This window comes from Sphingobium sp. B11D3D, assembly GCF_025961755.1.
In the GTDB taxonomy this organism is placed as follows: Bacteria; Pseudomonadota; Alphaproteobacteria; order Sphingomonadales; family Sphingomonadaceae; genus Sphingobium.
The window spans coordinates 1,146,789-1,158,801 of record NZ_JAOQOG010000001.1; the positions used below are offsets into that span (position 1 = coordinate 1,146,789).

A 12,013-nucleotide genomic window follows, 5' to 3' on the forward strand; every position below is an offset into this window, starting at 1 on the left:
TGAGCGGCGCGCGCGAAAGGACTGAGTTCATGGCCGGCAGATCCCGAACCATCGTCTATCTCATGCTGGTGCTGGTGATGCTGCTTTGGTCCGGCAACTCCGTGGTTGCGCGGGCCATCCACACCGAAATGCCCCCTTTCACGCTAGCCTTCTGGCGCTGGAGCGGCGCGACCCTGATCGCGCTGCCGGTGGCCTGGCGCTATTTGCGGCAGGACTGGCCCGTGGCGAAAGCCAATTGGAAGATCATTCTGTTCCTCGGCGTGATCGGCGTCGGCTGCTTCAACGCCTTCATGTATTCCGGCCTGCAATATACGACGGCGGCGAACAGCCTGCTCATCCAGGCGGCGATTCCGGCGCTGGTGCTGCTCTTCGATTTCTTGTTCTTCCGCAATCGCCCGCGCGCCATGCAGGTGGTGGGGGTGATCATGGCGGCCGCCGGGGTGCTTACGATCATCCTGCAGGGCAATCCTTCGGCCCTGTTCTCGATGGTGTTCAACCGGGGCGATCTGCTGGTGCTGTGCGCGGTCAGTCTCTGGTCGCTCTACACCGTGTTTCTGCGCCTGCGGCCCAAGATTCACGGGCTGAGCTTTCTGGCGATCACCGCGTTCATCGGCGTGCTGTGCATGGCGCCGCTGTCGGCTTATGAACTGACGCACGCGCGGGTGATCATGACGCCGGGGGTCGCGGCGGGCGTCGCCTATGTCATCCTGCTGCCCTCGCTGGTCGCCTACTTCCTGTTCAACCTGGCGGTGGAGCAGATCGGCGCGGGCGATGCAGGGCAGGTGATCAACCTGCAGCCGGTGTTCGGCGCGCTGCTCGCCGCGCTGCTGCTGGACGAACCGCTGCATGGCTACCATCTTGCCGGCATGGGCCTGATCTTCATCGGCATCGCGCTGCCCTTCCTGCGGCGATCCGTCCGCGCCCCGATGGCGCATTAACTTCCTGCGCAAGTGCAGCTAGAACGAACGCAATGACCGATTCCTCAGACGATCCGGGCTTCGACCTTGGCGAACCGCCCCGGCCGCAAGCGGCTGTGGCGCCCATCACTTCGCCTGACGCGCCCGCCTATCGCGTGCTGGCCCGCGCCTATCGCCCGCAGACCTTTGCCGAGCTGATCGGCCAGGAAGCGATGGTGCGCACGCTCGCCAATGCGATCAAGCGCGAGCGTTTGCCCCACGCCTTTCTGATGACCGGCGTGCGCGGGGTGGGCAAGACATCCACCGCGCGGCTGATCGCCAAGGCACTCAATTGCGTCGGTCCGGACGGGCAGGGCGGGCCGACGATCGATCCCTGCGGCGTCTGCGAACCGTGCAAGGCGATTGCCGAGGGGCGCCATATCGACGTGATCGAGATGGACGCGGCCAGCCACACCGGCGTCGACGATGTGCGCGAGATCATCGAGGCGGTGCGCTATGCAGCCGTCTCGGCGCGGTTCAAGATCTACATCATCGACGAAGTGCACATGCTCTCGCGCAATGCCTTCAATGCCTTGCTCAAGACTCTTGAGGAGCCGCCCGAACATGTGAAGTTCCTGTTCGCCACCACCGAGGTGAACAAGGTGCCGATCACGGTGCTCTCACGCTGCCAGCGCTTCGACCTGAGGCGCATCCCGGTGGAGTTGCTGGTCGATAATTTCCGCATGATTTGCGGCAAGGAAGGCGTCGTCGCCGAGGACGATGCCCTGCGCCTCATTGCCACCGCCGCGGAAGGCTCGGCGCGCGATGGCCAGTCGATCCTCGATCAGGCGATTGCGCATGCCGGGGTCGGCGAGGATGGCCGGCCCTTCGTGCAGGCCGATCAGGTTCGCGAAATGCTCGGCCTGTCTGATCGCGGCGCGACGCGGCGGCTGTTCGACCAGATTCTCGATGGCGATGCACCGGCGGTGCTGGCGACATTGGGCGAGCAGGAAGCGCTCGGCGTCGAGCCGCTCGCCACGGTGAATGCCTTACTCGATCTCATCCATGCGGCGACGACGGCCAAGGCCGGGCGCGGCGCCGGGCTCGACCGCATGCCGGAGGCCGAGCGCGGCGCGATTGCCGGCTGGGCAGAGCAATTGTCTTTCCCGGTGCTGCATCGGCTGTGGCAATTGCTGCTCAAGGGCCATGCCGAGGTTGCTGCTGCAGCGCGGCCCCACGCGGCCTGCGAAATGGCGCTGCTGCGGCTGATCCACGCCTCGGCCATGCCGGACCCGGCCGAACTGGCGCGGCTCATCCGCGACGGTGCCGGTGGCGGGCAGGCGAGCCCGACGATGCCGGCCCCTGCGCCCAGTGGGACGTTGAGCGAAGCGGCCCAGGCGGTCCCAAGCGCTCCGCCGCCGCCCGCGCCGCCAGCCGCGTCTGAGCCGGAAGCGGCAACGCCAGCGCTGCCGAAGGATTTTGCTGCGATGGTCGAGGCGCTCAAGGCACGCCATGCCCGGCTCAGCGCGGAACTGCATGATTATGTGAGCCTTGTGCATTATGCTCCGCCGGAGCTGGCCTTCCGCATCCTCCAGCCGCTCGACGCCGATTTCCCCCGGCAAGTAGCGGCGGCGTTGCGTGAGGTGACAGGCGAGGTCTGGGATGTCCGCTCGACGGATGCCCACGGCCAGCCAAGCCTGCGCGAGCAGGAGCAGGCCGCCAAGGAAGCGCGGCTTGCCCAGATCAGCGCTGCGCCTATCGTGGCTGCCGCGCTGGAAGCATTCCCCGGAGCACGGCTCGTGGACCCGGAAGATGAACAATATAGGAGTGAAGGCTGATGAAGGACCTCAACGACATTCTCGGCATGGCCAGCCGGGTGCAGGAGGAAATGCAGAAGGCGCAGGCTGAACTCGATAACATCGAGGTCGAGGGTGCGTCCGGCGGCGGACTGGTCAAGGTGCGGGCGAGCGCCAAGGGCCGTATCCTCGGCCTTTCGGTCGATGAGAGCCTGATCGTGCCGGCCGACAAAACGATGCTGGAAGACCTGATTGTCGCCGCCTTCAACGATGCGCGCGCCAAGGCGGATGAAGCCGCCAACGAGCAGATGAGCAAGATGACGGCTGGTCTGCCGCTGCCGCCGGGCTTCAAGATGCCGTTCTGATCGGCGTAAAAAGGCGATAGTTTTTACCCGCGCTTAACCAGTTCAGCCGTCAGTAGCTTTTCGCGCCGTTGAAATGCGCGCGCGGCTGAACGATATGATGCATTGATCGTTTTTCGCGATGCGCGGGAAAAGCGACCGGGTTGTGAAGCGGCCCCTTCTGCACGAAGGCGGTTCGCAGGCTCAGGGGTAAGGCCCCCTGGCTGGATTGGAGTGACAATGGATCTTGATCTGCCTCTCTTGCCGCTGCGGGATATCGTCGTTTTCCCGCAGATGATCGTGCCCCTGTTCGTGGGACGCGACAAGAGCGTGACGGCGCTTGAAAAGGCGATGGCGGGCGACAAGGACATCTTCCTCGTCGCGCAGCTCGACCCGAGCGAGGACGATCCGGACCGGGAAGCGCTTTATGACATGGGCGTCATCGCCAGCATCGTGCAGATGCTCAAGCTGCCCGATGGCAACGTCCGCGTGCTGGTGGAAGGCAAGCAGCGCGCCTCCCTGACGGCGTTGACGGATGCCGAGGATCATATCGTCGCCACCGTTGCGCCGCTGGACGATATCGTCGTGGGCGGCGCCGAGGTCGAGGCGATGATGCGCTCGGTCACCGACCAGTTCGAGAATTACGCCAAGCTCAACAAGAAGTTGCCGGCCGAAGCCGCCGCGCAATTGCGCGAGATCACCGAGGCTGGCCGCCTGTCCGATTTCATTGCGGCGAACCTTGCCGTTAAGGTCGCCGACAAGCAGTCGCTGCTGGTCGAGGGTGATCCGCTCAAGCGCCTGGAAATGGTCTTTGCCTTCATGGAAGGCGAACTCGGCGTGCTGCAGGTCGAGAAGAAAATCCGTGGCCGCGTGAAGCGCCAGATGGAGAAGACCCAGCGCGAATATTATCTCAACGAGCAGCTCAAGGCGATCCAGCGCGAGCTGGGCGGCGGCGAAGGCGAGGAGGGCGATGAGCTTTCCGAGCTGACCGAGAAGATCAAGAAGACACGCCTGAGCAAGGAAGCGCGCAGCAAGGCGGAAGCCGAGCTCAAGAAGCTGCGCTCCATGCAGCCCATGTCGGCCGAAGCGACGGTGGTCCGCAATTATCTCGACGCGCTGCTCGGCGTGCCCTGGGGCAAGAAGAGCAAGCTCAAGAAGGATCTGGTGAAAGCGCAGGACGTGCTGGATGCCGATCACTTCGCGCTCGACAAGGTCAAGGACCGGATTATCGAATATCTCGCCGTGCAGGCGCGCTCCGACAAGCTTAAAGGCCCGATCCTGTGCCTCGTCGGCCCGCCGGGTGTCGGCAAGACCTCGCTGGGCCGCAGCATCGCCAAGGCGACGGGCCGCGAGTTCGTGCGCCAGTCGCTGGGCGGCGTGCGGGACGAGGCCGAGATTCGGGGCCATCGCCGCACTTATATCGGCTCCATGCCGGGCAAGATCGCGTCCAACCTCAAAAAGGCCGGGGCGATGAACCCGCTGGTGCTGCTCGACGAGATCGACAAGCTCGGCCAGGATTTCCGCGGTGATCCGGCTTCCGCGCTGCTCGAGGTGCTGGACCCGGAGCAGAACAGCAAGTTCCAGGACCATTATTTGGAGATCGACCTCGATCTGTCGGATGTGATGTTCGTCACGACCGCCAACAGCCTCAATCTTCCACAGGCGCTGCTCGACCGCATGGAGATCATCCGGCTGGAGGGTTACACCGAGGACGAAAAGCTGGAGATCGCGCAGCGGCATCTGATCGAAAAGCAGATCGAGGCCCATGGGCTGAAAGAAGGCGAATTTGCCATCGAGGAAGCCGCGCTGCGCGACCTCATTCGCTATTATACGCGGGAAGCGGGCGTGCGGACGCTCGAGCGCGAGATTGCGCGTCTGGCGCGCAAGGCGCTCCGCCGTATCCTCGAGGGCAAGGAAACCAGCGTCACCATTACGCCGGAGAATCTGGGCGATTATGCGGGCGTGCGGAAATTCCGTCACGGCATTTCCGAGGAAGAGCACCAGATCGGTGCCGTCACCGGCCTTGCCTGGACGGAAGTGGGCGGCGAACTGCTCACCATCGAATCGGTGACGGTGCCCGGCAAGGGTCAGATCAAGACGACCGGCAAGCTTGGCGACGTGATGACCGAGTCGGTGCAGGCGGCCTTCTCCTATGTGAAGGCGCGCGCCCCAGCCTATGGCATCAAGCCGAGCATCTTCAACCGCAAGGATATTCACATCCACCTTCCCGAAGGCGCGGTACCCAAGGATGGGCCGAGCGCTGGCATCGGCATGGTGACCTCCATCGTCTCCACGTTGACCGGCATCCCGGTCCACAAGGATGTCGCGATGACCGGCGAAGTGACGCTGCGCGGCCGGGTTTTGCCCATTGGCGGGCTGAAGGAAAAGCTGCTCGCGGCGCTGCGCGGGGGGATCAAGACCGTGCTCATTCCGCAGGAGAATGAGAAGGACCTGGTGGAGATTCCGGCGAACATCAAGGAAGGCCTTGAAATCGTGCCGGTGAGCCATGTGGACGAGGTGCTTGCTCGCGCTCTCACGGGGGCGCTGACACCGATCGACTGGTCCGAGGAAGATGATCTCGCCGCCCAGCCTCCGATCGGCTCGGCAGCCGAGCATGAGCAGCGGATGCGGCACTGAGTCTCGCGATGATCGTCATGACACCGATGCCCAAAACAGCCCGATTTGAAGTTAAGGGCGGTTAAGGATCGTCGTAAATGGGCCGGTCCGTCGCCCGGACCGGACCGATCATCGTGAAAAACAGCGTAAATCAGGGTTTTTAACGGGTTTGAGGCGCAAATCTCTTTGACACTTGCGACGAAGCAAGCCTTTATGCGCGCCTTCGTCGCATGATTCCCACCACAAGTTTTCTCAAGAAGGGGGTTCCCAAGGCATGAACAAGCAGGATCTCATCAGTTCGGTCGCGGATCAGAGCGGCCTCACCAAGGCCGATGCGAACAAGGCTGTTGAGGCAGTGTTCGACGCGATCACCGCCGCTCTCAAGAAGGGCGATGAAGTTCGCCTCGTTGGCTTCGGCACGTTCTCCGTTTCGCAGCGCAAGGCCTCGACCGGTCGCAACCCGCGCACCGGCGAAACCATGGCGATCAAGGCTTCCAGCCAGCCGAAGTTCAAGGCCGGCAAGGGTCTCAAGGACGCCGTCAACTAATCAACTCGATCGATCGTTGCCCCGCGCTTTCCGGCCGGGGCACCGCTTGATTGGATCGCCGACAGGGAACGCGACGTCCTATGTCGGCAAAGGCCGGGCTCTGCCTGGCCTTTTTGATTTTCAGCCGGGGTGAAGGCTGACGATGCCCGGTCTGCCGGGAAAAGCGTGCTAATCCCGAAAGGGGCGCGCTCTATGCTTGACGGCGGTCCTCCCGGGGCATTATGGGCCGCCTCTCGATAGCGTCGATGGACGCTGTGGCGATCGTAGCTCAGTTGGTTAGAGCGCTGGTTTGTGGTACCAGAGGTCGCGGGTTCGGATCCCGTCGATCGCCCCATTTTCTTCTCCGAGATTTGGATGACTGGCCGCCGCGCTGCGTGCACGGGGCTGACAGCCCGTCGCGCGCAGCCTATAGGCACCGCATGGCAAAAGCAGACGATGATCGGGAGGAAGGGCTACGGCTCAATCCTCGCTATGACCGCGACGGGCTGATCACAGCCGTGGCGAGCAATGTCGATACCGGCGAATTGCTGATGCTGGCGCATATGAACGCGCAGGCCCTGGCCGCGACGATCGAAACGCGCGTCGCCCATTTCTGGTCCCGCAGCCGGGGCAAGCTCTGGCGCAAGGGCGAGGAGTCCGGCAACGAGCTCCACATTGTCGACATGCGGATGGATTGCGATCAGGACGCGATCTGGCTGCTGGTCAAGCCCGTAGGGCCGGCCTGCCACACGGGCCGCGTCAGTTGCTTCTATCGCCGCGTCACGGATGACGGGCTCGAATGGATCGACAACGAGACGCACGCCCATTGAGCGGTAACGGATATGTCGCTCAGTCCCGTCTGAGCACCGGCGGGGAGGGGTTGATTTTCCGTTGACGTAAACGTAAACTGTGCGTCTGACCTTCATGGAAGGATGGATGCAATGACGAAGCTCCAGATGATTGCCGGCATTCCCCAGCCGGAACGGGACGGGCGGGAAGAGTTTTCGATCTCCGACCTGTGCGACGAATTCGAAGTTACCCCGCGCGCTCTGCGCTTCTACGAGGATGAGGAACTCATCTCGCCGCGCCGGCAGGGCCTGACGCGGGTCTACAGCCATCGCGATCGCGCGCGGCTCGCCTGGATCTTGCGCGGCAAGCGGGTGGGATTCAGCCTGGCCGAAATCCGCGACATGATCGACCTGTACGATGCCGGCGACGGTCGGCGCACCCAGCGCGAATTTACCGTCGCCAAATGCGAGGAGCGGATCGGATTGCTCCAGCGGCAGCGGCAGGATATCGACGAAGCCATTGAAGAGCTGAAGAATTTCGTCGCGCTCGTCGAGGAAAATCAGCGCCTGTCAGGCGAACTCAACTAAGACTTTCTACCACGGAGAGGCCCATGCCCAGCTACAAGGCGCCCGTCGCCGACACCATGTTCATCCTCAACGAGATCGTCGGGCTGGAGCGTCTGACGAACAATCCCGGCTTTGCTTCGGCGACCAGCGATATCGTTCAGGCCATTCTCGAAGAGGGCGGCAAGTTTGCCAGCGAGGTGCTTAGCCCGCTCAATGCCGTAGGCGACCAGATTGGCTGCAAGCGCAATGACGATGGCACGGTGACGACGCCGCCGGGCTTTCAGGAAGCCTTCGACCAGTTCGTCGCGGGTGGCTGGACCACGCTGCATGCGCCGGAGGAATATGGCGGGCAGGCTCTGCCTATCGTGCTGGCGATCGCCGCCGAGGAATATTTCACGGCGTCGAACCACGGCTTCAACATGTATCACGGCCTGACCGGCGCCGCGGTCAGCGCGATCCTCGCCAAGGGCGACGATACGCTCAAGCAGAAATATGTGCCCAACATGGTCTCCGGCCAGTGGTGCGGCACCATGAACCTGACCGAGCCGCACTGCGGCACCGACCTCGGCCTCATCAAGACGCGCGCGTTGCCGCAGGATGATGGCAGCTACAAGATCACCGGCACCAAGATCTTCATCTCGGCCGGCGAGCACAGCATGGCCGAGAATATCATCCACCTCGTGCTGGCCAAGACGCCGGGCGCGCCCGCAGGCAGCAAGGGCATCTCGCTCTTCCTCGTCCCCAAGATGATGGTCAATGACGATGGCTCGCTGGGCGCGCATAACGCCGTCACCTGCGGCTCCATCGAGCACAAGATGGGCATTCACGGCAACGCGACCTGCGTCATGAACTATGACGATGCGACCGGCTGGATGATCGGCGAGGAGAATAAGGGCCTCGCTGCGATGTTCATCATGATGAACCAGGCGCGGCTCGGCGTGGGCCTTCAGGGCCTCGCGCAAGGTGAGCTGGCTTATCAGCAGGCGGTCCATTATGCGATGGACCGGCGGCAGGGGCGTGCGCTCACGGGGCCTGCCGAGCCGGACAAGCCCGCCGACACGCTGTTCGTGCACCCCGATGTTCGCCGGATGCTGATGGAGTGCAAGGCGCTCACCGAAGGCCTGCGCGCGCTGGTTCTGTGGGGCGCGCTGCAGGTCGATCTCATCAAATATGCGCCGACGGAGGAAGAGCGTCAGGCGGCGGATGACATCATCTCGCTGCTCACCCCGGTCATCAAGGGCTATGGCACGGACAAGGGCTTCGATGTCGCCGTGCTCGCGCAACAGGTGTTCGGCGGCCATGGCTACATCCGCGAATGGGGCGTGGAGCAGGCGGTGCGGGATGCGCGCATCACCATGATCTACGAAGGCACCAATGGCGTTCAGGCCATGGATCTGGTCGGCCGCAAGCTGCCCGCCAATGGGGGGCGCGCGGTGCAGGCGCTGTTCAAGATGGTCGCCGAGGATGTCGCCGCCGGCAAGGCCGTGCCCGAGACGGCTGCTATTGCTGAGGCGCTGGAGAAGGCCAATCAGCAACTGCAGGCCGCGACGATGTGGCTGATGCAGAATGCCATGCAGAACCCGAACAATGCCGGCGCGGCGGCTTACGCCTATATGCACATCACCGGCATCGTCGCCACGGGCATGATGTGGCTGCGTATGGCGATGGCCGCGCAGGCGCAGCTCAATGCCGGCACGGGCAATCCCGACTATATGAAGGCCAAGCTGGTGACGGCGCGCTACTTCGCCGAGCGCATCATGCCGGAAGCCGGCGCACTGCGTCGTAAGATCGAGGGCGGTGCCGAGGTGCTCATGGAACTGCCGCCAGAGGCGTTCCTGACGGCAGCCTGATCGGGCCTATCCTGTGGGACCAAGAAGCGGCTTCCTCTCTCCGGAGAGGGAGCCGTTTTAACGTCGATGGCTGAGGTTCAGGGCTTTGCAGATGCCGGCGCATCAGCCCGCAGCGGCGCCTTGAACAGCGCGGCATCGCCGGGCTTGAGCGGCACCAGCTCGCCGCGCTGCATGTCGGCAACCGGGCGGGCGCCGGTCGGCAGGTTGATCCGCGAGCCTTCCCCGCGTTCGTCGGCCAGCAGCTTGGGCGCCGGTGCGCTCGGCGTGCGGCGGACCATGCAGTTGACGCGCGGCACGTCGCGGAACTCGTCGCAATTGTAGAGCGTGCGCTCGATGCCGCTGTCCTTCATGCGGATATAGGAGAAGGACATGGAGGCGAGGCTGGTTTCCGCGACCGGGAAGCGGCGCGGCGTCGCCTTGTCGCTCGTCCAGGCCAGCAGGCGACACTGCGCGCGCCCGGCGCACAGGCGCGCGGCGGCGTCCGCATAGCGGGCGGGGTCACCGCCCGGATCGAGCGTCATCACAAAGCCCGTGCCGCCGGGCTCGATGGCGGCCAGCCGACCGGGGCCGATGCGCTTGCCGATATCCGCAGCGCCAAGCAGGGCGGGTGCGGTGGCGTCGTCGATCAGCGAGCCGGGCAGGGTGCCGGCCAGCGCGCCATCATCGGCGTGAACGGGCGACAAGGCGGCAAGCTTGGCGATGGCAGGTTCGGCAGCGATGCTGAGGCTCCGCGCAAAGGCCGGCGGCGTGCCCCACCAGCCCTCCCAGCGGAAGAACAGGTGCGTATCGACCGCCGCGACCTTGTCGAGCGACTTGCTCCAGTAGGGCATCACCCAGTCGGTGTGATAATGGGTGCTGTAGCCGACAGGCGCATAGACATCGCCAGCGAGCATCCGCATGGCATTGCCCCGAGCGCGATCCCAGGCTGCCTGGGACGGGCGGCGCGCCATAGCGCCATCGCAAGTGAAGGTGAACTGGCAGCCGGTGGCCCGCTCCTGCCCTTGAAAGACCACGCCGCACACCGTCTTGGGGAAGGCGGGGTGGCGCAGGCGGTTGAGCACGACCTGTCCCACGGCGCGCTGGCCCTTGGCGTCGTCGCCGGCTTCATAGATCATCGCGGCGGCGAGACAGTCGGTTGCCCGACCCAGCGCCATCGCGTCGCCCTTGAACGTGAAGGGGCGCGCGGCAGGATTGGGCGCGGTCGAGAAGGGGATCTGCGCGTTCAGCTGCCGCGCCTGATCGGGGTGGGAGGCGTCGAGCACCAGCGGCTCGACGACGGGCACGGGGCTGTTATCCGGTGCCTTGGGCAGAGCTGTGCTCACGGCCTCGCTGCCGGACAGCGCGGTAACGCTGGGGCGATTGCCGATGGCGAGCAGCGCCAGAGCGCCGGTCAGGATCAGCCCCAGCAGGCCAGCCAGCACGAGTCGGCCTTGGCGCGAAGAGAGCGCCGGAAATGCCGATTTTCGCGCAATCAGACCGTTGGTTGCCATACGTCCTTCCGCCAAAGCCGCCATGCGCGGCCGGAGAGGGGCGGTATGTGTGCCTTTAGGCCGCGTTAGGCAAGAGCGGCACGGCCAGCCGCCCGGCCACAGGGACGGCCGTGCCATAACGGGAAATTCCGGCCGGCAAGTCTTAACGGCTCGCCGGCACGGGATGGTCGGCCCGGATCAGCCGGCTTCGGGCAGGAAGTCCGGCACCGAAAGATAGCGCTCGCCAGTGTCGTAATTGAAGCCAAGCACCTTGGCGCCGGCGGGCAGTTCCGGCAGCTTCTGGGCGATGGCGGCGAGCGTCGCGCCGGAGGAGATGCCGACCAGCACGCCTTCCTCGCTGGCAGCGCGGCGGGCATAGTCCTTGGCATCGGCGGGATCGACCTGGATCACGCCGTCCAGCAGGTCGGTGTGCAGATTGGCGGGGATGAAACCGGCACCGATGCCCTGGATCGGGTGCGGGCCGGGCGCGCCGCCGCTGATGACCGGGGAGAGCGTTGGTTCCACGGCAAAGACCTTGAGGCCCGGCCACATTGCCTTGAGCACCTGCGCGCAGCCGGTGATGTGCCCGCCCGTGCCGACGCCGGTGATCAGTGCATCCAGCGGCTCATCGGCGAAATCATTGAAGATTTCCTGCGCCGTCGTGCGGACATGGACATCGATATTGGCCGGATTTTCGAACTGCTGCGGCATCCACGCACCCGGCGTGGCCGCGACGATCTCCAGCGCGCGCTCGATGGCGCCCTTCATGCCCTTTTCCCGCGGGGTCAGGTCGAAGCTGGCACCATAGGCCAGCATCAGGCGGCGGCGCTCAAGGCTCATGCTCTCGGGCATGACGAGGACAAGCTTATAGCCCTTCACGGCGGCGACCATGGCAAGACCAATGCCGGTGTTGCCCGAGGTGGGCTCGACGATGACGCCACCGGGCTTGAGGCTGCCGTCCTTTTCTGCAGCCTCGATCATGGCCAGCGCGATGCGGTCCTTGATCGATCCGCCGGGGTTGGAGCGCTCGGACTTGATCCAGACATTCGCATCGCCAAACAGGCGGTTGAAGCGGATGTGCGGCGTGCCGCCGATCGTTTCGAGAATGGACGAGACTTTCATGGGCAATCCTCCATAAGGCGATCGATCAATTAAAACTTAATT

General features: G+C 64.3%; 10 protein-coding genes and 1 tRNA gene. 9 read left to right on the top strand and 2 right to left on the bottom strand.

Annotation, left to right across the window (positions count from 1 at the left end):
• Positions 1 to 29 precede the first annotated feature (29 nt).
• The 9 genes from M2334_RS05415 (at position 30) to M2334_RS05455 (ending at position 9,380) form a co-directional block, all read left to right on the top strand.
• Entirely contained in the window at positions 30 to 938 is a 909-nt protein-coding gene (locus M2334_RS05415; RefSeq protein ID WP_264594099.1) for a DMT family transporter, read from the top strand.
• A 32-nt stretch (positions 939 to 970) separates the two neighbouring features.
• Positions 971 to 2,734: a DNA polymerase III subunit gamma/tau gene (locus M2334_RS05420; RefSeq protein ID WP_264594100.1), complete on the top strand. Its 1,764-nt coding sequence runs from the start codon at positions 971 to 973 to the stop codon at positions 2,732 to 2,734.
• Positions 2,734 to 3,057 (top strand): YbaB/EbfC family nucleoid-associated protein, encoded by a 324-nt coding sequence (locus M2334_RS05425; RefSeq protein WP_264570937.1) that lies wholly within the window; start codon positions 2,734 to 2,736, stop codon positions 3,055 to 3,057. Before M2334_RS05420 ends, M2334_RS05425 begins: the two co-directional genes overlap by 1 nt.
• Before the next feature lie 216 nt (positions 3,058 to 3,273).
• Positions 3,274 to 5,670 carry an endopeptidase La gene (gene lon, locus M2334_RS05430; protein WP_264570936.1) on the top strand — a complete coding sequence of 799 codons (2,397 nt, stop codon included), beginning with the start codon at positions 3,274 to 3,276 and terminating at the stop codon, positions 5,668 to 5,670.
• Between the two features lie 253 nt (positions 5,671 to 5,923).
• Positions 5,924 to 6,196: an HU family DNA-binding protein gene (locus M2334_RS05435; RefSeq protein ID WP_181560266.1), complete on the top strand. Its 273-nt coding sequence runs from the start codon at positions 5,924 to 5,926 to the stop codon at positions 6,194 to 6,196.
• Positions 6,197 to 6,453: 257 nt separating this feature from the next.
• Positions 6,454 to 6,530, top strand: a tRNA-His gene (locus M2334_RS05440).
• 85 nt (positions 6,531 to 6,615) lie between these two features.
• A complete protein-coding gene (hisI, locus tag M2334_RS05445) occupies positions 6,616 to 7,005 on the top strand; it encodes a phosphoribosyl-AMP cyclohydrolase (protein WP_264604950.1) in 390 nt (129 codons plus the stop codon).
• Between the two features lie 111 nt (positions 7,006 to 7,116).
• The gene (locus M2334_RS05450; RefSeq protein WP_181560264.1) at positions 7,117 to 7,551 is read left to right on the top strand and encodes a MerR family transcriptional regulator; all 435 of its coding nucleotides are present in this window, start codon (positions 7,117 to 7,119) and stop codon (positions 7,549 to 7,551) included.
• Between the two features lie 23 nt (positions 7,552 to 7,574).
• Complete coding sequence (locus tag M2334_RS05455; RefSeq protein ID WP_264604951.1) at positions 7,575 to 9,380, top strand: acyl-CoA dehydrogenase C-terminal domain-containing protein; 1,806 nt, start codon at positions 7,575 to 7,577, stop codon at positions 9,378 to 9,380.
• Positions 9,381 to 9,457: 77 nt separating this feature from the next.
• On the opposite strand, the gene M2334_RS05460 is transcribed toward M2334_RS05455, so the two are convergent.
• Positions 9,458 to 10,870: a cell wall hydrolase gene (locus M2334_RS05460; RefSeq protein WP_264604952.1), complete on the bottom strand. Its 1,413-nt coding sequence runs from the start codon at positions 10,868 to 10,870 to the stop codon at positions 9,458 to 9,460.
• A 177-nt stretch (positions 10,871 to 11,047) separates the two neighbouring features.
• Positions 11,048 to 11,971 (bottom strand): cysteine synthase A, encoded by a 924-nt coding sequence (gene cysK, locus M2334_RS05465; RefSeq protein ID WP_181560261.1) that lies wholly within the window; start codon positions 11,969 to 11,971, stop codon positions 11,048 to 11,050.
• Positions 11,972 to 12,013: the final 42 nt, after the last annotated feature.